General features: G+C 32.8%; 21 protein-coding genes. 11 read left to right on the top strand and 10 right to left on the bottom strand.

The annotated features are described in order from the left end of the window. Nucleotides 1–186: 186 nt before the first annotated feature. The 7 genes from WC223_00670 to WC223_00640 form a co-directional block, all read right to left on the bottom strand. On the bottom strand, nucleotides 187–2,436 hold the full coding sequence (locus WC223_00670; protein ID MFA6922741.1) for a sugar-binding protein: 2,250 nt from the start codon (nucleotides 2,434–2,436) through the stop codon (nucleotides 187–189). 390 nt (nucleotides 2,437–2,826) lie between these two features. Further along, nucleotides 2,827–4,950: a tetratricopeptide repeat protein gene (locus WC223_00665; protein ID MFA6922740.1), complete on the bottom strand. Its 2,124-nt coding sequence runs from the start codon at nucleotides 4,948–4,950 to the stop codon at nucleotides 2,827–2,829. Between the two features lie 256 nt (nucleotides 4,951–5,206). Beyond that, nucleotides 5,207–7,126 carry a fumarate reductase/succinate dehydrogenase flavoprotein subunit gene (locus WC223_00660; GenBank protein MFA6922739.1) on the bottom strand — a complete coding sequence of 640 codons (1,920 nt, stop codon included), beginning with the start codon at nucleotides 7,124–7,126 and terminating at the stop codon, nucleotides 5,207–5,209. 206 nt (nucleotides 7,127–7,332) lie between these two features. Continuing rightward, a complete protein-coding gene (gene fabG, locus WC223_00655) occupies nucleotides 7,333–8,079 on the bottom strand; it encodes a 3-oxoacyl-[acyl-carrier-protein] reductase (protein ID MFA6922738.1) in 747 nt (248 codons plus the stop codon). 42 nt (nucleotides 8,080–8,121) lie between these two features. Further along, complete coding sequence (locus WC223_00650) at nucleotides 8,122–8,430, bottom strand: nucleotidyltransferase domain-containing protein (protein MFA6922737.1); 309 nt, start codon at nucleotides 8,428–8,430, stop codon at nucleotides 8,122–8,124. Then, nucleotides 8,406–8,801, bottom strand: a complete 396-nt coding sequence (locus WC223_00645; protein ID MFA6922736.1) for a HEPN domain-containing protein — start codon at nucleotides 8,799–8,801, stop codon at nucleotides 8,406–8,408. Before WC223_00645 ends, WC223_00650 begins: the two co-directional genes overlap by 25 nt. 97 nt (nucleotides 8,802–8,898) lie before the next feature. Then, nucleotides 8,899–10,188 carry an aminopeptidase P N-terminal domain-containing protein gene (locus WC223_00640; protein MFA6922735.1) on the bottom strand — a complete coding sequence of 430 codons (1,290 nt, stop codon included), beginning with the start codon at nucleotides 10,186–10,188 and terminating at the stop codon, nucleotides 8,899–8,901. A gap of 261 nt (nucleotides 10,189–10,449) precedes the next feature. On the opposite strand from WC223_00640, the gene WC223_00635 reads away from it, so the two are divergent. The 10 genes from WC223_00635 (at nucleotide 10,450) to radA (ending at nucleotide 18,510) form a co-directional block, all read left to right on the top strand. Continuing rightward, nucleotides 10,450–11,103 carry a succinate dehydrogenase cytochrome b subunit gene (locus WC223_00635; GenBank protein MFA6922734.1) on the top strand — a complete coding sequence of 218 codons (654 nt, stop codon included), beginning with the start codon at nucleotides 10,450–10,452 and terminating at the stop codon, nucleotides 11,101–11,103. A gap of 10 nt (nucleotides 11,104–11,113) precedes the next feature. Next, nucleotides 11,114–13,168, top strand: a complete 2,055-nt coding sequence (locus tag WC223_00630; protein MFA6922733.1) for a tetratricopeptide repeat protein — start codon at nucleotides 11,114–11,116, stop codon at nucleotides 13,166–13,168. A 46-nt stretch (nucleotides 13,169–13,214) separates the two neighbouring features. Further along, on the top strand, nucleotides 13,215–13,820 hold the full coding sequence (locus WC223_00625; protein ID MFA6922732.1) for a hypothetical protein: 606 nt from the start codon (nucleotides 13,215–13,217) through the stop codon (nucleotides 13,818–13,820). Further along, nucleotides 13,807–14,571 carry a glycosyltransferase family 2 protein gene (locus WC223_00620; protein MFA6922731.1) on the top strand — a complete coding sequence of 255 codons (765 nt, stop codon included), beginning with the start codon at nucleotides 13,807–13,809 and terminating at the stop codon, nucleotides 14,569–14,571. Before WC223_00625 ends, WC223_00620 begins: the two co-directional genes overlap by 14 nt. Continuing rightward, entirely contained in the window at nucleotides 14,541–14,735 is a 195-nt protein-coding gene (locus WC223_00615; GenBank protein MFA6922730.1) for a hypothetical protein, read from the top strand. Before WC223_00620 ends, WC223_00615 begins: the two co-directional genes overlap by 31 nt. Nucleotides 14,736–14,812: 77 nt before the next feature. After that, nucleotides 14,813–15,163 (top strand): aspartate 1-decarboxylase, encoded by a 351-nt coding sequence (gene panD / locus WC223_00610; GenBank protein MFA6922729.1) that lies wholly within the window; start codon nucleotides 14,813–14,815, stop codon nucleotides 15,161–15,163. Between the two features lie 5 nt (nucleotides 15,164–15,168). Further along, nucleotides 15,169–16,182, top strand: coding sequence for a lysylphosphatidylglycerol synthase transmembrane domain-containing protein (locus WC223_00605; GenBank protein ID MFA6922728.1), 1,014 nt, complete (start codon nucleotides 15,169–15,171; stop codon nucleotides 16,180–16,182). Then, nucleotides 16,179–16,676 (top strand): D-glycero-beta-D-manno-heptose 1-phosphate adenylyltransferase, encoded by a 498-nt coding sequence (gene rfaE2, locus WC223_00600; protein ID MFA6922727.1) that lies wholly within the window; start codon nucleotides 16,179–16,181, stop codon nucleotides 16,674–16,676. Before WC223_00605 ends, rfaE2 begins: the two co-directional genes overlap by 4 nt. Before the next feature lie 133 nt (nucleotides 16,677–16,809). Then, entirely contained in the window at nucleotides 16,810–17,139 is a 330-nt protein-coding gene (locus WC223_00595) for a hypothetical protein (GenBank protein MFA6922726.1), read from the top strand. Between the two features lie 12 nt (nucleotides 17,140–17,151). Further along, on the top strand, nucleotides 17,152–18,510 hold the full coding sequence (gene radA / locus WC223_00590; protein ID MFA6922725.1) for a DNA repair protein RadA: 1,359 nt from the start codon (nucleotides 17,152–17,154) through the stop codon (nucleotides 18,508–18,510). A 54-nt stretch (nucleotides 18,511–18,564) separates the two neighbouring features. Here radA and pepT read toward each other — a convergent pair whose 3' ends face one another. The 3 genes from pepT to WC223_00575 all read right to left on the bottom strand — a co-directional run bounded on the left by pepT (nucleotide 18,565) and on the right by WC223_00575 (nucleotide 21,448). Continuing rightward, entirely contained in the window at nucleotides 18,565–19,794 is a 1,230-nt protein-coding gene (gene pepT / locus WC223_00585) for a peptidase T (GenBank protein ID MFA6922724.1), read from the bottom strand. 252 nt (nucleotides 19,795–20,046) lie between these two features. Then, complete coding sequence (locus WC223_00580; GenBank protein ID MFA6922723.1) at nucleotides 20,047–20,802, bottom strand: shikimate dehydrogenase; 756 nt, start codon at nucleotides 20,800–20,802, stop codon at nucleotides 20,047–20,049. A gap of 31 nt (nucleotides 20,803–20,833) precedes the next feature. Next, nucleotides 20,834–21,448: a DedA family protein gene (locus WC223_00575; protein MFA6922722.1), complete on the bottom strand. Its 615-nt coding sequence runs from the start codon at nucleotides 21,446–21,448 to the stop codon at nucleotides 20,834–20,836. Between the two features lie 33 nt (nucleotides 21,449–21,481). Here WC223_00575 and WC223_00570 point away from each other — a divergent pair. Continuing rightward, nucleotides 21,482–21,697 (top strand): hypothetical protein (locus WC223_00570; GenBank protein ID MFA6922721.1); only part of this gene is annotated, 216 nt, incomplete at its 3' end.

Here is a 21,697-nt window from a genome sequence, read left to right as displayed (position 1 = left end):
GACGGATAATTTTAAGTCGAAATTAACTTTTTCGTAGTCTTTTTTTCGACAGGGTTGAGTCTTGAGTTTTGTCATTGTTTCCGTTTTATTGGTTAATTTTTAGTCAACCGATTTTAGGAAATGACAGGGTTAATGTAGGTAACGAACGGTATCAATAATTGATTTTTTTATGTTTATTTTTTTTTATTACTGAACAATCAACTTCCCATTAGCTGTTTTTTCATTATTATTAATGACACTATAAAAATAAATCCCGCTTGGAAGTTCGCCTCTATCAATAATTGTTTCATTGCTACTGATTGAAACTGCTTTTACTTCTTTTCCACATACATCATAAATTTTCATCATAGCATTTTTAAGAATTGTTTCGTCAGAAATTTTTAAGACAAAGGATGTATTGAATGGATTAGGATAAATCAGTGTAGCGTTATTCATTTCTTCATTTATTATTCCTGTCGGTGTTTCTACGCAGGAAATGCCGGAGAGTTCGATGGTTCCGAAATCGGAAGGATGGTGGGAAGAGGGTGGCTGCATAAACCAGGACATACTTGCATCAGCGGCGCCTCCGTTATCATCGTCATCGGCAAGCATATCGAACCCGATGAGTTTTCCCGATGCAGGGGCAACACCAATCGCGCTCCATGTTATTTTTATTTCCATCAGATATCCACCGGCATTGGCGCCTTGAGAGAAAGTAACTCCGGCAGGATTTAGTATAGTGGTGCCACTATGATATTCATAAACTGTAGCATCATTCCATCGTACGATATATTGATGGTCGTTAGCATCATAACTGGCGGCTTTGTCGTTGTTGCCGTCAATGAATATTTCCACGGCATCATCATCCCATGTACTTGTTCCCGAATCATTTTTAAGTGTATCGTCTTTCACTTTCACCAAAAGGTATAGGGCTGTATTATCCCACACGGCTTTATAGGTTGCGAAGAGGTCGGCGGATGAAGAAACAGTTCCAAACATGATATTTTTTAAGGTGTCGGATTCTATTTGTGTCCATATATTTTCGGCTACTCCATCAATTACAGGTGCCAGAGCAGAATTACAAAATGAAGGATTCGGATCACCAGTTGTATATTCATGTCCGCCAATATCCGGCAGCGATCCGCGAGGGGTTTTGAAATAGTCCTCAGTAACCTGAATCAAAACCATCGCTTTATCTATTGCAGGGGAATTGGATAATAATTTAAAGAAGTCAGCAGTCAATGCACCGGCAGAAGTAGAGCCTGTTTGCGCTACCTGTGGGTTTCCTGTTACATCGTTTGCACCGGCAGCAGCTGCAGGAGGAGTTGTCGACCAGCAATTATTTGAAAAAGTAATTCCGCTATTACTAGGCACAGAACTTCCTGTTCCTATAATATTATTTCTAATTTGGGAATTTGCATTAACTATGGAACTGCTTCCGCCAGCTCCTGTGGCCAAACGACCATTAACAATAGTATTGTTGGCTATTAGCACATTATTCAATCCGGAATTGTTAACATTCGTCCATGCAAAAGCATAAAGATTCGTATTATATATAAAATTATTAATAATTGTATTGTTTGCCGAACGGGGATAACTTGCTACTTCATCAGCCATGGTAATACCTGTAGGACGTGAATCTTTAAAAGATATGGCAGGCGCCGAAGATATATAAACCATATTACGTTGTACCAAGCAATTGGTAGCATCAGAGAGATATAGATTATTTGTCCAGTTATCGTAAACAATATTATCTTCCACAGTGCAATGGTCGGATTGCCAGCAGTTTAACCCTTCACCCCAATTGTTAAAAACGGTATTGCGCCGAACAATATTATAATTTGCGGTAGTTCCTCCGGTTCCACCTGCGCTAAGTCCAGAACCCCAACTCCCTCCGCCGGATCCATTGACATTACTTAAACACGTTTGCCATACTTTAGAATCTTCGACAATATTGTAATTACCTACAATCCTAAACCCTTTGTCATGGGCATGATGGACATTTATTTTGCTTAACGTATTATTATTCCCCGGTACCTGTATGCCGGTGCCTCCTGTATAAGTACCATTGACATTGCAGTTTTTTACTTCAAAACTAGAAATGGTGTTGTTATTGCCAGCTACATATATTAGTGTCCCTCCATTTACGGCAGGCAATGTGGTTCCACCATCAATAACCGGTGAATTACCCGGATAGGCACTCAGCGTAATACCGCTTTTCCCGATGTAAACGGTTTCCACATAAGTACCTGTCATCACATAAAGAATATCGCCTGCAACGAGCTTTGTCACAGAAGTATTGATTGTTTTCCACGGAGTATTTATATTCTGAGCTTGTGTGGTTGTGTAGCTGTCACTTCCATTGGTTGCTACATAATAAGTTGCTGCAAAAGTGCAATTAGTCATCAAAACTATCAGCGTAATTATCGCGGAAATGAGTAGGATTTTTGTTTTCATGTTTTTTTTAGTTTTTAGTTAAACGATTTATTTAATTAGTAATTATTTATATATAAGGCATATAAAAAGATGATATTTTTATTAATTTTTTATTATTCTCGTTATTTTTGTTTAACAGAATAAAATTGTCGATTAATTAATGACAAAAGTACTCCAAAAGAAAGGTGGATACTAACTTTTGCTATTTACAAAATTATTAACAAGGCATTTACAAAATTATTAACTGAATTGCATGCTATTTGTATAACAACAAACTACAAGCAGTTCATTTATGAAGGTGTAATGGCATGAAAAATTCGGGAATAAACACGAGCAATTTCAAAAGTTGGAAAATACGACAGAATATTTAACAAAGATTTTATATGAAATTTATCCTGTACACAATATATGTTATATGTTGGCAAGGAATTCTGCAACGGATGTATCCTGCTCAACTCCAAGCAGTTTTTTAAGTCGGGTTTTGTACACTTCCACACTACTATGAGTAATACCAAGCAAAGTAGAAATTTCTTTTGGAGACATATTTAATTTAAGCAGGCAAGCAAGCCGTTTTTGAGTATCGGTTAGTCCAGGATATAACTTTTCTAATTTCAGATAAAAGTTCTGATTCATTAGTTCTATATGTTTTTCAAATTCTTTACGGTCGCGGTCTAAATTTAACTTTTGGTTTATTAATTTAGTCATTCCGTGAATTTGAGACAGCATTGTATCATAATTTTCATCTTTGGGGAATTTATGCAGATTTTCACTAATATCATTAAGCAATTCGTTTTTTTGAATTATTTGTGAACATAAATTCGTAAATTCTTTGTTTTTATATTCCAACTCTTTTCCCAACTGTTCTTTTTCTAGTTGAGTGTTTTTTAATTCTGCTTCGAGCAATGCTTGCTGTGTTTCTTGTATTTGCATGTTCTTCTCAGTAATTTCTCGTTCTTTGAGTGCTTTAATCCGCTGACGGTTATAAATCAATAAGCCAATTATCACAAGAAGCAGCAAAGCAACAATAAGTATGTATAGTTTCAACAGAGCTATTTTTTTGTCGTGTTGTAATATTTCAATTTTTTTATTATTCAGGATAAGTTCTTTATCTTTTCTTTCAGTTTCGTATTTGAATTGTAACCCCGCTATCTTTTTACTGCCTCCTTCGTTATAAATACTATCATTCATTATTTTAAACAGCTTATGATATTCAAATGCTTCCTTATAATTTCCTTCCAAATATTTCAACTCTGAATATCCTTCATAATTACTTACAATATTTTTTTTATCTCCTATTTCTTTTGCTAATTCAATGCTTTGCTTAAAATATTTCTCTCCTTCCCTGTATTTCTTTAACCTCATATTATCAAACCCAATATTACATAAAGCAATAACCATTAATTGTTTATTTCCTGTTTCCCTTGCAATTTCAAATGATTTTCGATACTTGTTCAATGCTTCATTATAATTACCTGATGTGTAATAAGTGTTTCCGATATTATTTAATAGTTCCGCAATAAGTTTTTTACTACTGGTTTCTTCAGCATATTTAAGTGCTTGTTTAAAATATTCCATTGCTTTGTTAGCATTACCTGATTCTTTATAAATCGTTCCTATATTATTCAAACAAAGAGATATTCCATACTTATTATTTAATTCCTCGTATATTTTCAAAGCCCGCTTATGATATTCAAGGGATTTGTTTGAATTACCAATATTGAAATAAATCAGCCCTATTGCGCTTAATGCATTTGCCACACCACGCTTGTTAACTAAATTTCTTTCACGGGCAAATAATTGTTCATATATTTTTAGTGCTTCCTGTGAATATTCAAATGCTTTCGCATAATCACCCGTAAGATTATATATTTTTCCTGCTGCATAGGTTGAAAGAGATAAAAAATAAGTGTCATTCACTTTTTTACTCAAAGAAATTATGTCTTTGTAATTTTGTAATGCCTTTTTGTATTCTCCGGTATTTCCATATACAGTTCCAATGTTTAGCGAGGCATGCATGAGTCCCTTCGGATAATTGATTTCATGGGAAAGTTTTTCCGTTTTTTGAAAATATTGCATGGCTTTGCTATATTCCCCGGCATATATATAAATAAGTCCAATGTTATTTAAAGCTTTTGCTGTTTGTATTTTGTTTCCTGACTTTTGATACATTTCCAAAGCTTTCTGAAAATAAGGCAATGCTTTATCATGCAAAGATTGGAAATTATATACATTTCCAATAGCAAATATTGCATTTGCCTCTTCGTCCTTATTTTTATATTTTTTTGCCAGTTCTAATGCTTGCTTCGCATATTCATAAGCTTTTTCATATGATAATGATAAATACGTTTTTGCAAGTTCATTGTAAACTTTGGCTTTCCCTTTATTGTCAGCCATTTTTAAAACTTGCTTTAAGCTGTCGATTGTATGTGTTTGCCCTTTTGTGAGTGGGACGTTTTCGGCTGCGAGGGAAAATGAAGTATGAAGCAGGAGGTATGAGATAAGAATTACTGCTGTTGTGAAAATATTTTTTCTCATAAATGAAATTAATTGGGAATGTAAAAGTAGGAAATAAAATTTAAAATGGAAAAAGTTTGTAGTTTGTTGTTATAAGGCGGAAAGCGGAAAGCAAATAACTTTTATTGTCTAATTATTAAATTATCTAATTGTTATCCCAAGCTTGAAACCTTTTTAACAATTAAGTAATAAATCGCGTTTTAAAAAATTAAAAAAATATTGCAATTGAAAAACCGTAATCTTTCATAGCAAATCGGCGTCCAGTTTTTCGCGAATTCTATTTATAATTTCTTTGTTTAAGTTCAATATCTTTAAATTCGAGGTGTTCTTTTGTCAGAGCCGGCTCGTTGTCTTTGCCCTGATATTCCCATGCAGCAACATATCTGAAATCATCGTCATTGCGAAGTGCTTCGCCATCCTCTGTCTGATATTCTTCGCGGAAATGTCCGCCGCATGATTCATTTCGGTGCAATGCATCTTTAACTAAAAGTTGTGCTAATCCAAAATAATCAACAAGTTTTCCTGCTTTAAAAAGTTCAGGATTCAGTTCGTTAAGTTCACCGGGAATTTTCACATCTTTCCAGAATTCCTGTTCCAAATCTTTTATCAAACCCTTTGCTCTTTTCAATCCTTCTTCATTTCGTGCCATTCCGCAATTTTCCCACAATATTTTCCCAAGATGTTTATGAAAATTATCAACAGTACGTTTGCCTTTAATATCAAATAATTTATCGGTTTCAATTTTTACCGATTTTTCGGTTTCAACAAATTCGGCAGCATCGGTAGGAATTCTCTTGACTTTTATCTGGTCGGAAAGATAATTTCCGATTGTATTTGGTATTACAAAATATCCGTCAGCCAAGCCCTGCATCAATGCAGATGCACCTAACCTGTTTGCACCGTGGTCGGAAAAGTTACATTCACCAAGTGCAAATAATCCCGGAATTGTAGTCATTAATTCGTAATCAACCCACAAACCGCCCATTACGTAATGTACGGCAGGATATATTCTCATTGGAGTTTGATATGGATTTTCAGCAGTTATTTTTTCATACATCTGAAACAAATTTCCATATTTATCTTCAATAGCATTTTTCCCTATGCGTTTAATTGAATCGAAAAAATCAAGATAAACGGCAAGTTTCGATGTTCCCACTCCGTAACCAGCATCACATCGCTCTTTTGCGGCTCTTGAAGCTACGTCACGCGGGACAAGGTTTCCGAATGCAGGATATCTTCTTTCGAGGTAATAATCTCTTTCCGTTTCAGGTATTTCATTGGGTTTTCTTTCATCGCCCTTAATTCCCGGAACCCATATTCTTCCGTCATTTCTCAAACTTTCACTCATCAAAGTGAGTTTTGACTGATGTTCACCGGTAACAGGAATACATGTGGGATGAATTTGCGTATAGCAGGGATTTGCGAACAATGCTCCCTTCTTGTGTGCCTTCCAGATTGGTGAAGCATTAGAGCCCTTTGCATTTGTAGAAAGATAAAATACATTTCCATAACCGCCCGTAGCAAGAATAACAGCATGACCGAAATGTTTTTCCAATTCACCTGTAATTAAATTTCTTGTAACAATGCCTTTTGCTTTTCCATCAATAACAACTAATTCGAGCATATCTCTGCGGGGAAACATCTGCACGGTACCTTTGTTAATCTGACGGCACAAACCGCTGTATGCACCAAGCAGTAGCTGCTGACCTGTTTGTCCTCTTGCATAAAAAGTTCGCGAAACCTGTGCTCCGCCAAAAGAACGATTGTCGAGCAATCCGCCGTAATCTCTCGCAAACGGCACTCCATTAGCAACACTCTGGTCAATTATATTATTGCTGAGTTCAGCCAAACGATAAACATTTGCTTCTCTTGCCCTGTAATCGCCGCCTTTAACAGTATCATAAAATAAACGATATACATTGTCGCCATCGTTCTGATAATTTTTTGCAGCATTTATACCTCCTTGCGCAGCAATACTGTGTGCTCTCCGCGGACTATCCTGATAACAAAAAACTTTCACATTATAACCGAGTTCACCAAGAGACGCAGCAGCGGAAGCACCACCAAGTCCCGAACCGACAACAATAATGTCGAGTTTTCTTTTATTTGCCGGACTAACCAGATTAGACATGGCTTTATATCTCGACCATTTTTCGGATATGTTACCATCGGGGATTTTGGAATTTAATTTTACCATTTTAAAATAGTTAAAAGTTAAAAAAATAATATACAATCAAAATACTTTTTTCTTCGTGTTTCTTTGCGCCATACTTTGAGTCATTTGTGGTTGAATATTTTAACTTAACCATCCGTCAGCTGACGGACACTAAGGTTTTCACAAAGGAACTCAAAGGATTTTTAAAATCAGTTTTTATTTAAAAATAATGATTCTAAAATTATTAATTACATCAACATTCCTCCGCACACATGAATCACTTGTCCGCTCACATAGCTTGACAAATCGGATGCGAGAAAAGTTGCAACATTTGCAACATCTTCGGGTTTGCCGGCTCGTTTCAATGGAATACCGTTAATCCAGTTTTTCTTTATGTCTTCAGGAAGTTTAGCTGTCATTTCGGTTTCGATAAATCCCGGTGCTATTGCATTACAACGAATATTTCTTGAACCAAGTTCCTGTGCTACTGATTTTGTGAAACCTATTATTCCTGCTTTTGATGCCGAATAATTCGATTGACCTGCGTTTCCTTCAACACCAACAACCGAACTCATATTTATTATTGAGCCGAAACGTTGTTTCAACATCACTTTCTGAACGGCTTTTGTGAGATTAAAAACCGATTTCAAATTTACTTTTAAAACCAAATCCCATTCTTCTTCGCTCATTCGCATCAGGAGGTTGTCTCTTGTTATTCCTGCATTATTCACAAGTATATCAATTTTTCCAAAATCATTTGCAACATTATTTATAAGTTCATCGGAGGCAGCGAAAGAGCTTGCATCAGATGCATATCCTTTTACTTTCACTCCGAGTGAAGTCAATTCTGTTTCTAATGATTTCATATTGTCATCCTGAAATAAATCAGAGAAGGCAACGTTAGCACCTTCCTGCGCAAATTTAATTGCAATCGCTCTGCCGATACCTCTTGAGGCACCTGTTATTAATGCAGTTTTGTTTTCTAAAAGTTTCATGTTAAATTTAATTTTATTTATATTTTTATGTAAAAGTATAATTCAAATTTCCAAACTTTCTTTACTTATTTTTTTCAAAAAATCATCTCCATGTTTAAAATAACTTGTTGAATAAGGATGTGTTTCTATAATAGGATATTTAATATTTATTTTTGAATATAATTTTAAATTCTCAAAAACATTATCTCCAAACTGGTCAGAAACTATCAATAAGTCAATGTCTGACCATTCATTAATTTTATTTTTTGCAACTGACCCAAACAAAAATACTTTGTAAAAATTCAATCCAATAGAATTACAATCTTTAACAAATGATTTTGCTGTATTTATTGCAGTTTTTTTAGTAACCATAATCTTAAGGTATTTGTTTTATTAATCAAATCCTTTGTAAATCTTTTATTACAAATATTGCGAATTTTTGTAATGTATTCAGGATACCTCCCTTCAATTTGAAATCTATTCAGATACAACAAAAATTCACTTATCTCATCAGGTAATTCAACAGGTGTCGAAGCAAGTAAATGTAGAAGATTGTGGGTTCTTGGCGGAATATTTTCTTTATTATGCTTTATCCATATTGACTTGCAAATCTTTTCTATTACAAGATGAGTAAAAAACAGTGATTGTAAATATTTTTTTCCTTTAAATAATGTATCAACAGCTTCCCAGTCATCTTTAGCTTGTTCTATCCAATATTTAATGTGTTCCTTTTTTGTTTTCATTTAAATTTTTGTAACTTTTTTGGCATTTAAAATTTCATTCAAAATTATCATTTTTATTTTATTCACCATAATGAAATTTGGTTATTATTGGTAACATTTATTTTTTCATCAATTTCTCAATATCATCAACTTCAATCGGAATATTTTCCATTAAATCAACCGGACCTTTTTCTGTAACTAAAATATCGTTTTCTAAACGAATGCCGATGCTTTCTTCGGGGATATAAATTCCGGGTTCGCATGAAAATACCATTCCTGTTTCAAGTTTTTGTTGTTTGCAGCCCACATCGTGAACATCCATGCCCATAAAATGTGAAGTGCCATGCATGAAATATTTGAAAAACATTGGTTTTGCAGGGTCTTGTTTTTTAACAGCTTCTTCGGTGTAAAGTCCCAAGCCAATTAATTCCTTATCCATCACTTTGCAAACTTGCACATGATACTCGTCAATGGTAGTTCCGACAACAAGCATTTTTTTTGCTTCTTTCATAACACGCAAACATGCATTATAGACATCTTTCTGTCGCTTTGTGAATTTACCGCTGACAGGAATTGTGCGGGTCATATCGCCGGCATAGTTTGCATATTCTGCTCCACAATCAATAAGAATCAAATCACCGTCTTTACATTCTTTGTTATTTTCAACATAATGAAGAACACATGCATTTTTGCCTGATGCAACTATTGGAGCAAACGAATGAGTTGTAGCCCTGTTTCTGATAAATTCGTGAATTAATTCCGCTTCTATTTCGTATTCGAACACACCGGGCTTCACGAAATTCAAAACTCTTCTGAAGCCCTTTTCAGTAATTTCGCAAGCTTTCTTTATTAATTCAACTTCTATTGTTGATTTAACGGTACGCAATTTTGTAAGAATCGGAGCTGCTCTGAAGTAATTATGAACAGGAAATCTTTCTTTTAAATCTTTGATAAATCTTAATTCTCTGTATGGAACAGTATTTGAATATCTTGCGTTTTCGTTTGTATTCAAGTAAACATTCTCCGCAGTTGACATAACTTCTTTCAGAACCGATTCGAAATTTTCGAGCCACTGAACATTTTTAATTCCCGATGTTTGCGTTGCCTGCTCTTTTGTGTATTTTGCTCCATACCAAACAGCAATGTATTCGTTTGTTTCAACATTAAATAAAACTTCTCTTAACTTCGGATTAGGACAATCGGGGGCAAGCAACAAAATACTTTTTTCCTGGTCAATTCCTGTCAAATAAAAGAAATCGGAATTCTGACGGAACGGAAAATCCTGGTCGCCGTTGCGTGGAAACTCATCATTCGCATTTAAAATTGCAACTGAATTTGGTTTTAGATTTTTTATAAAATTTTTTCTGTTGCTTATAAAAAGCTCATTGTTGATTGGTAAGTATTTCATGGCGTTTATTTAAGTTTAAAATAGTTTTCAGTTTATAGTTCCCAGTTGCACTTATTTTAAATCACTAACTATAAATAAACAATTTAGCAATTTAACAATTAAACAATTTTTTATCTAAATAGACATAATTACAAATGACTTATAAACTTTATTTTCAGAAAATAAATTAAGATAAAAAATATTATTTTTGTAGTAATTAAATTAAAAGTTATTTTTGAAAATTCAAATGTATATATTTTTTTAAAAAAAGAAATAAAAATTATGGAAAATGCTGCTTTTATATTTTCTTCCATCGGAAAAAAATTCATCGTCGCAGTGGCCGGTGCTTTTTTGATGATTTTTTTATGTGTTCATTTAACAGTAAATCTTTTTCTTTTAGCAGGTGATGACGGAAAACTTTTTAATATTGCTTCTCATTTTATGGGAACAAATTTCATCATACAAAAATTGCAGTGGCTTCTGGCAATTGGTTTTATACTGCACATGTTTTATGCGGCTTACGTAACTGTAAAAAACTGGCTGGCAAGACCGGTAGGTTATCGTGTAAGACGCGATACCGAGACATCTTTTTTCTCAAGATATATGATTCATACAGGAATAATAGTTTTTATTTTTATATGTCTTCATCTTATGAATTTCTTTTATAAAATTAAATTTACCGATATGGCAGAATATGAATATAACCATTTTCTTATGGTAAGTTCTTTATTCAAACAGCAAACTTATTCCATTGTATACGTAGTTGCATTGCTCATTCTGGGCTTTCATCTTAATCATGCTTTTCAGTCGGCATTTCAGACACTCGGCTTCAATCACAACAAATACACGCCGGCAATAAAGGCATTCGGAGTAATTTATGCAATAATTATAGCAGGTGGGTTTATTGCCATTCCAATATATTTTATGTTTTTCTGATAATTAATTTATGGGTAACCAAAACATCAAGAAAAAACATCCCGTTCAATCACAGAAATTAAAAGCTATAGATAAAAACGAGAAACTAAAAAAAACCATCTATTTTATTTTATCCGCAATTGTACTTCTTACTATTATTGTATTTTCAAACTCGCTGAGAAATAATTTCATTTCAAACTGGGATGATGATGTTTACATTCTGAACAATACCGACATTAAAGATTTTAATTTTGTTAAGTTCGGAAGAATTCTTCATAGTTATTACAATTCCAATTATCATCCATTAACGACTTTATATTATGCAATTGAATACAATGTTTTCGGAATGAATCCTGTTCCGTTTCATTTGTCAAATCTTTTGTTTCACTTAATGAACGTTTGTCTTGTCTTTTATTTTATTTTTCTTTTAACAAAAAAAACTGATGTGGCTACAATTGTTTCGGTTTTATTTGCAATACATCCTATGCACGTGGAATCAGTATCGTGGATTGCCGAGCGTAAGGATGTACTTTATGCTTTTTTCTTTCTCGGCTCGCTTATTTATTATTTAAAATACATTCAAAATGACAGTAAATATAAGCCATTGGTAATTTCGGGAATTTTATTTCTTTTTTCGTGCTTCTCAAAATCAATGGCAGTAACACTGCCTTTTGTACTTATACTTATTGATTACTATCTCACACGACAATTTTCAAAAAAAATAATTCTCGAAAAAATTCCTTTTTTCATAATTGCAATAATTTTCGGAGCAGTTGCTTTTGATTCGCAAAGTCAATTCGGCTCAACAAATATGGCTCCTGTATTTTCCGCTTTCAGCAGAATTTTTCTTTTAAGTTATTCTGTTATGTATTATGTTGTAATGCTCTTTTTTCCCGTAAATCTTTCGGCAATTCACTATTACCCCATAAATCAGGGCGAAGCACTTCCCATGTATTGTTATTTTTCACTTTTAGCAATTGCTTTAATTGCTTTCGGAGTTTATAAAGCAAAAAAAATGAAAAAAGAAATAATTTTCGGTTTATTGTTTTTCATAATAACCATTTCGCTGGTGATACAACTCGTTCCAATAGGAAGAGCAATTGTTTCGGAACGATATTCATACATTACTTATCTGGGATTATTTTTTATAATAGGAATGTTTTACAACGGAATTGTTGAAAAATATTTCAGCAGCAGTATAAATAAATTAAAACCTGTACTTCAGTTTTCATTTATAATTTATATTTTGATTTTTTCATACGAATCGTATTCGCGAAACAAAGTGTGGAAAAATGGAATAATATTGTTTACCGATGTTATTGAAAAATATCCTGATAAAAGTCATCCTTATCTTGCAAGAGCCGGAGCAAAAATGAACATTAACGATTCTCAAGGTGCATTAGAAGATTATGCTTCAGCAATAAAATTAGACCCTAATAATGCCGAAGCATATAATAACAGGGCAGTAATTGAAAATACTCAAAAGCAATATGAAGCTGCTATTGCCGATTGCAAGGAAGCAATAAGAATAAAACCCGGTTATCCCGACGCATATAATAATTATGGTGTGGCTCTTAACAATCTAAAAAAATACAAAGAGGCAATAGAAGTTTTTAACAAAGCAATCAAGTTTAATCATACTTTCTTCATTGCATATGCTAATAGAGGTTTTGCGGAAAATATTCTTAAAGATTTTAAAAGTGCATTAACCGATTGCAACATAGCAATATCAATAAATCCTTATTATCCCGAAGCATATAACGACAGGGGCGTTGCAAAGCAAAACCTGAAAGATTTTAAAGGTGCCATTGAGGATTATACAAAAGTAATTTCTTTAAATCCCTCTCATGCCAAAGCATACCAAAACCGTGCAATGATAAAATATAATTTAAAAGATTACCAGGGAGCAGTAAACGATTTCGAAAAATCACTTCAGTTCGATTCCTCAAATGTTGAAAATTATTATAACATCGGTGTTTCCAAATATTATCTTAATGACATGCAGGGAGCATGCGAAAACTGGCGAAAAGCAAGCCAAAAAGGTTATGCTCCGGCGGATATAATTGCAAGAAGTTATTGTAAATAAAAATTAATAATTAACGCATGCATTTGCTTAATTTTTTTTTTAATAAATGAAAAAAAGCATAATATACAACAATATATACATATATCGATTTGTAATGAATATTTTGTATTTATTCAGTTACAAAAAAAGATTTAATGATATAATAAAATTACTTTCCGGAAATGAAAAAAACGTTCTTGAATTATGTTTCGGTGATATTTTTATTGCAAAAGCATGTAAAGATAAAAACATCAATTGGATAGGAATTGATATTAATATAAATTTCGTTAAGTTTGCACAAAAAAACGGTTTTAATGCACAAAAGAATGACATATCCGAAATGTGCACATTGCCGTCTGCTGATGTATGTGTTATTATAGGTTCGTTTTATCATTTTTATAATGAAATAGAAACTATGCTTATGAAAATGCTCAAATCTGCTCCGAGAATATTAATATCGGAACCTGTAAAAAACCTGTCGGCAAAAAAAGGATTCATCGGCAGCATATCTAAAATACTTACAAACGCAGGCAAAGGACATGAGAATTTCAGGTATAATGAAGAAAGTATTTTAAAAACTCTGGATGAGTTTAAAATAAAATTTAATTTTACTTATAAAATAATCAGTATAAAAAAAGACATATTAATAGAAATATTGCATGATAGAAATTAGCATTGTTATTCCTGTATATAACAGTCAGGAAAATCTTAACGAATTGCACAAGCAAATTTGTGATGCATTAAAAAACATAAGTTATGAACTTATTTTAGTTAATGATGCCAGCAAAGACAATAGCTGGAATATAATAAAGCAACTTGCTGAAAACAATAAAAACATCACTGCAATAAACTTAAGAAAAAATTTTGGTCAGGATAACGCACTGATGGCTGGATTCAGATATGTTTCGGGGAATTATACAGTGATTATGGATGATGACCTTCAACATTCACCTTATGATATTTTAAAGTTATACAACAAATGCAAAGAGGGATATGATATATGTTATGCAGGATTTCTGGAAAAAAGTCATTCATTATGGAAAAAATCGGGAAGCCGTATAAACGGATTATTCGCTTATTGGCTTATCAACAAACCGAAAGACATTTATATGTCGCCTTTTAAAATAGTAAAAAGCAAAATTATTAAAGAGTTATTGCATTATTACGGACCTTTTCCTTATGTTGACGGCTTGCTTCTTGAAATTACAAATAACATGGCAACGGTTGAAGCTGAGCATTTCCCCAGATTTAAAGGTAAAAGCAATTACAATCTTATAAAGTCCGTATCCGTTTTCTTCAAAGTTATTACAAGTTTTTCAGTTATACCATTGCGGTTTGCAACCATTATCGGCTTTTTGTCTTCATTCATTGGTTTTGCTGTTGCAATTTATTTTTGTATCAATATTTTTCAAGTAATTTCATAATTGAAGGGTGGACATCATTAATTATATCTTTGCTTATTATTGGTGGTTTGCTGCTGATGTCACTTGGTCTGATAGGCGAATATATAGGAAGAATGTTTCTTACTTTAAATCAAAAGCCACAGTATTCAATAAAGGAAATTATTAATGAGAAAAAAGAAAAATAATTTATCATTTTTATAATTATTTAAAGTCAAACCTTTAATTTGTCAATTAGTTTTTATTTATTAATTTTGCCGCTGATATGTTAATTGAAGTATTAAAATCTAAAATCCACAGGGTTAAAGTTACCGAAGCCGATATAAATTATATGGGAAGCATTACCATTGATGAAGATTTAATGGACGCTGCCAATATAATTGAAAACGAAAAAGTGCAGGTTGTAAATCTCAACAATGGTGAACGGCTCGAAACTTATGTTATTAAAGGAAAAAGAGGTTCCGGAATAATTTGCATGAATGGACCTGCCGCCCGTAAAGCCATTGTTGGCGACATAGTAATAATAATTTCCTTTGCCGCCATGGATTTTGAAGAAGCAAAAAAATACAAACCCATACTTATATTTCCCAACGAAAATAATTCTTTAAGAAAATAGCCATATTGAAAAAGAAAATTTTCAAAATCTTCAACTACATTATTTTTCTTTCCCTTGGAATTACGCTATTGTTATATGTTTCCAAAGGTCAAAATATTCACCGAATTATACGTGATATTGAAAATGCAAATTATTACTGGATTACACTTGCGTTTATAGCAGGAATCCTGAGTCATTTGGTCAGGGCAATAAGATGGAATATGCTTGTAAATTCACTCGGTTATAAAACAAAAACAATAACAACTTTTTATGCAGTACTAATAGGATATTTCGCAAATCTGGCAATACCAAGAATAGGCGAATTAACACGATGCGGAGTAATAAGTAAACAAAATAAAATTCCCTTAAATTCAGTAATAGGAACAGTAGTGGCAGAAAGAATTTTTGATACACTTTGTCTTATAGTAATACTGTTTTTTGTAATAATTTTCCAGATAAGTTTTCTTGGCGACTTTGCATTAAAATATATGATAAATCCGATTTCAAGCAAATTTATCAACAACCGTAACTTTGCTTTGTTTGCTATTATCATTGCGATTGCTCTCCTTTTAGGAATTTACTTTTTGTATAAATCACTTCTGCCTAAATTTAAAAAACTAACTTTCTTTTATAAACTGAAACGCTTTTTTATCGGTTTTATTTATGGTATAAAGAGCATAGCAAATGTTAAAAGCTTAAAATTATTTTTTGTTCAAAGTTTTTTATTATGGACAATGTACACCCTTGTAACATATTTCTGTTTTCAGTCAATAAAATCACTATCTTATTTGACAATAATTGATGCATTAACATTAACTGCAATAGGAAGCATTGGTTTTATAATTCCGGTGCCGGGGGGAATAGGAGCTTATCATGCTGTTGTTATTTTATCGCTGGTTGAATTATACAAAATCAAGCGGGATGTGGCAATTTCCTTTGCTTATCTTGCACATTCATCACAAACATTATTAATTATAATTCTTGGTACTGTTTCACTTTTTTTAATTTTTCTAACAAATAAGAAAAATAAAACAGAATGAGAAATTCAGATGTTATCAGAACAAAAATAATAAGTTCCGAATCTATTAGCAAGCATTTAAAAGCATGGCAAAAAGAAAACAAAAAAATAGTTTTCACAAACGGTTGCTTTGATATTCTTCACCTGGGACATATTGATTATCTTTCAAAAGCGGCTGACATGGGAGATATTCTGATTATAGGATTAAACACCGATGCTTCTGTGAGAAAAATAAAAGGAAAAAACCGCCCTATAAATGACGAAATATCCAGAAGTAAAGTTCTGGCTTCCTTATTTTTCGTTGATGCAGTTGTATTGTTTAACGAAGAAACACCATATAAATTAATAAAAACAATTCAACCCGATATTCTGGTTAAAGGCAGTGATTACAAATCCGGCGACATAATCGGCTCAGATATAGTAAAATCAAAAGGAGGAAAAATAGTTACTATTGCTCTTGTTGAAGGTTATTCAACTTCGGGGATAGAAAAAAAAATTATTAAAATGTATAAATAAAATTTTTACAGAATAAATTTTTCATTAATTTTACTGCAAATAAAAATAACAAATGTCAAAAAAGTGTTTTAAAATAGTTTTACTTTCATTTTTATTAATACTCTTTTTTACAAACTGTAAAAAAAGAAAAGAAATGCTTTTAATCGGAAAATGGGAAAGAGTATATATTGAACACCCTGATACAAATGTTATACAAATATGGAATTTTATAGATTATCAAGAGGTGGCAATAACTAGTTTTGATAAAGCCACAGGAGCTATTTTGCAATCCAATTACTATACTGGAGTTAAATTATATAAGGTCGAAAACTCAAAAAAAATGAAAGTCTGGAACCCCGGAAATCCCGAAGGCACAACTGATTATGATATAATAAAATTAAATAAAAATGTATTGAGAATTATTAGAATGGAAGGTAGTTTAGATGGATGGAATTTTGAATTTATAAGAATGGCAAATCAATAAGTTACTTATCTGATGGCAAAAATAAAAACGATTTTTTACTGTCAGAATTGTGGTTCCCAATCGCCGAAATGGCTCGGCAAATGTCCATCCTGTAACGAATGGAATACTTTTGTTGAAGAAATAATAAGAAAAGAAAGTCAAGGAAGCAAAGTCAGTTTTAAAAAGCAAACCGCACCAATTCTCATTTCCGAAATAAGTTTTAAAAGTGAACAGCGCATTAAAACAAATAATGAAGAATTCGACAGAGTGCTTGGTGGAGGAATCGTTCCCGGCTCCATTGTCTTAATTGGTGGAGAGCCAGGTATCGGAAAGTCAACATTGATGCTGCAAATCAGCTTAAATATAAAAAACCTTAAAGTATTATACATTACAGGAGAAGAAAACGAACAACAGATAAAACTTCGTGCCGACCGTGTCGGGATTAAAAGCACAAACTGTTATATACTCACAGAAACATCTACTCAGCATATTTTTCAATATATATCCAATATAAATCCTGATATAGTTGTAATTGATTCGATACAAACATTAAATACTTCTGTAATTGAATCATCGCCGGGAAGTGTTTCGCAGGTTCGTGAATGTACTGCAGAATTACAGCGTTTCGCAAAAGAAACCGAAACTCCTGTATTTCTTATCGGACACATAACAAAAGACGGAACTATTGCCGGACCAAAAGTCCTGGAACATATCGTTGATACTGTGCTTCAATTCGAAGGAGACAGAAATCATATTTACAGAATACTAAGAGCCACCAAAAACCGTTTCGGCTCAACATCCGAATTAGGAATTTACGAAATGCAGTCGAGCGGATTGCGTGAAGTAACAAATCCGTCGGAAATTTTACTTTCCCATCACGATGAACAATATAGTGGAATAACTGTATCAGCCACCATAGAAGGATTAAGACCAATGCTGATTGAAACACAAGCATTAGTAAGCTCTGCTGCTTACGGTACACCGCAGCGTTCAGCCACCGGTTTTGATGTCCGCAGATTAAACATGCTTTTAGCTGTTCTGGAAAAAAGATGCGGTTTCCGTCTTGGAATAAAAGATGTATTTCTGAATATTGCAGGTGGAATAAAAGTTGATGACCCTGCAATTGACTTGGGAGTAGTTTGTGCCATACTTTCATCAAACGAAGATATACCTATTGTATCAAACATTTGTTTTGCAGCGGAAGTGGGACTTTCAGGAGAAATTCGTCCTGTGAGCAGAATTGAATCGCGAATTTCCGAAGCTGTAAAATTAGGTATGGAAAAAATTTATATATCAAAATATAATTCAAAAAATATAAGCCACTCAGATTACGGAATAGAAATTATTAAAGTAAGTAAAATTGAAGAAATTTTTTCATTTCTTTTTGGATGAAAAATAAAAATACCGACATCAAAATATATAAACTTATCCTACTTTTAGAATAAATTATTTTTCGGAATAAAGTTTGATTATTTTAAGTATGACTTCTGTTGCTTTTACCATTGATTCAACAGGGACAAATTCATATTTTCCGTGGAAATTATGTCCTCCCGCAAAAATATTCGGACACGGTAATCCCATGAATGAAAGTCGTGCTCCATCTGTACCTCCGCGAATAGGAACAATAACTGGTATTACATCGGTTAACTCCATTGCCTTTTTTGCGAGTTCAACAACATGATATACGGGTTCAACTTTTTCCTTCATGTTGAAGTATTGGTCTTTTAATTCAAGTACTGCTGTGTTTTCGGAATATTTTTTATTTATAAAATCAACAACGTTTTTAATAAAAGTTTTTCTTTTTTCAAAAATTTCTTTATCAAAGTCGCGGATTATATATTGCATGTTAGTTGTTTCAACAGTTCCGTCAAATTTTGTAAGATGAAAGAACCCTTCATAGTTTGTGGTGTATTCGGGTTTTTGGTTAGCAGGCAACAAATCATTAAGCTCCATTCCTACACGCATTGAATTCACCATTTTATCCTTTGCATAGCCGGGATGAATGTTTACTCCGTTAATCGTTATTTTTGCAAGTGCTGCATTGAAGTTTTCATATTCGAGTTCGCCTATTCCGCCGCCATCCATAGTATAAGCATATTCGGCTTTGAATTTTTTTACATCGAAATGGTCAACACCTCGTCCAATTTCTTCATCGGGAGTGAAACCAATTTTTATCGTTCCATGTTTTATTTCAGGATGAGCAAGCAGATATTCCATTGCTGTCATTATTTCCGCAACACCCGCTTTGTCATCAGCTCCGAGCAAAGTTGTGCCATCGGTTGTGAGCAATGTTTGTCCGACATAATTTTTTAGTTCGGGATATTCTTTTGTTGAAAGCTGAATGTTTTTTTCTTTATTCAACAAAATATCTTTACCATCATAATTTTTTATTATCTGCGGCTTAATGTTTACACCCGGCATATCGGGACTTGTATCAATATGAGCAATGAATCCTATGGTGGAAATTTTCTTATCGGTGTTTGCAGGTAAGGTCGCCATAATGTAACATTTATCATCAATGCTTACATCGGAAAGACCTACTTGCTTGAGTTCTTCAACTAAAATTTTCCCAAGAACAAATTGTTTTGATGTGCTCGGATTTGTGTTTGAATTGTCGTCAGATTGAGTATCTATTTTTATATACTTCAAAAATCTTTCTAATACTTTTTCTTTCATATAAATTTAGTTTAAAGTTTAATGTTTAAAGTCTAAAGTTGGTTGCAATATTTTATTTTATATCATTAATTAAGTGTTTATTTATAAACTCCGTGCTTTGCATTGCATGATACATTTCAGCAATTAATTTTTTTTTTGCTTGCAACGCAGAATACGTTGATATTTTCTCAGAGGCTGTATAAAAAGTCAATTTTTAAAAGTTTTATAAAAAATAACTTATTGATATTATACCTAACAGGTTTTAAAAACCTGTTAGGAAAGAGTATTCCAAATCTCCCATGACTTTTCTGCCTGAATATGCAGCATTTGCAGTCCGTTTTGAATTGCAGCTCCTTGTTTTTCGCCAAGTTCAAGAAATTTTGTTTTTTCGGGATTATAAACCAAATCGTAAAGCAAATGTTTTGGAGTTATGCAATTGTATGGAATTTTCGGAAACTCATCAACTTTCGGATACATTCCGAGAGGAGTTGCATTTATAATTAAAAAATAATTTTTTATTAAATTTTCATTTATTTCATTCCACGAAATATCGCCTTCTTTTTTATATTCTTCGAGTTCAACAAACAAACATTCAATTCCGATTTTTTTTAAAACGTAACGCACGGCTTTGGAAGCTCCACCATGTCCAAGGATTAATGCTTTTGCATGATGCGATTCGAGCAGTGGCTTCAATGTCGTTTCAAATCCGAAAACATCGGTATTATAGCCAACAAGATTTTTTTTATTTTTCTCGTGAATAAATTTAATCGTATTAACTGCACCAACTTCTTTTGCTGTGTTATCAAGCTTCTCTAGATAATTAATAATTTTTTCTTTATAAGGAATAGTTACATTAAGTCCTGCGAGATTTTTATGTTTTTCAATTAATAAAGGAAATTCTGAAATTTTTTCAAGAGGAAATAATTCATATTCGCAGTTTTTAACTTTTTCTTTCGAGAATTTTTCTGCAAAATACCCTTTCGAAAAAGAATGTGAAAGCGGATAACCGATTAAACCAAACAGTTTCATTTTTTTTTACTTACGACTTACGACTAATTTCTTACGACTTTTTATTATTCTGGTAAAATTTATAAACGTAATATGCAATAGCAGCAACAAGTGCAACAACAACAAAAATATCAACCACGTGGCTGTATTTCATTACTTCTTTCCAGTTGCTTTTTAAAACATAACCGATGTAAGTCAGAAAGGAATTCCACAAACCTGCACCAATTATTGTAAAAATTATAAATTTTAAAATATTCATTCTGGCTATTCCGGCAGGAATTGAAATCAAGTGTCGCACAACAGGAATAAAGCGGCAAACGAGAATTGTGATGTCACCTTTTTTTGTAAAATATTTTTCTGTTAGTTCAAGGTGATGCTTATCAAGCAGTAAATATTTTCCCCATTTTTCCACTATCGGTCTGCCTCCAAATGCACCAATATAATAGGAAATAAGCGAACCGATAATACTTCCGAGTGTACTGAAAAATATTACACCGGCAAAAGTAAATTTTCCTTCAACAATAAGAAAACCGGCAAAAGGCATGACCGCTTCGCTTGGCACGGGAGCAACCATGCTTTCAAGCGCCATTAAAATTATAATACTCGAATATCCTGTTTTTGCTATAAAAGCAACAATGTAATTAACCAGCATTTCTGTGAAACCCATAAAAATTTTGTTTTAAATTTATTTTGCAAAACTATGAAAAAAAAACCACAAACTCTTCAAACAACTTTTGCCTGCTTTATAACTCCTTTATTTTTCCACCGCCCGGAAAAGAAATATATCAAAGCTGCAAGCAATCCAAAAATCCATGCAATTGGAATTCCCCACCAAATACCCGTTATACCGAATTGTTTTGATAAAAAAACAGACACAGGAACTCGTATGAGCCATAAAGAAAATAAAGTGATGAAC

It is taken from the genome of Bacteroidales bacterium, from assembly GCA_041671145.1.
GTDB lineage: Bacteria > Bacteroidota > Bacteroidia > Bacteroidales > JAHJDW01 > JAQUPB01.
Note: the sequence above shows the minus strand (reverse complement) of the source record. Positions and strands in the feature narration are given on the sequence as shown.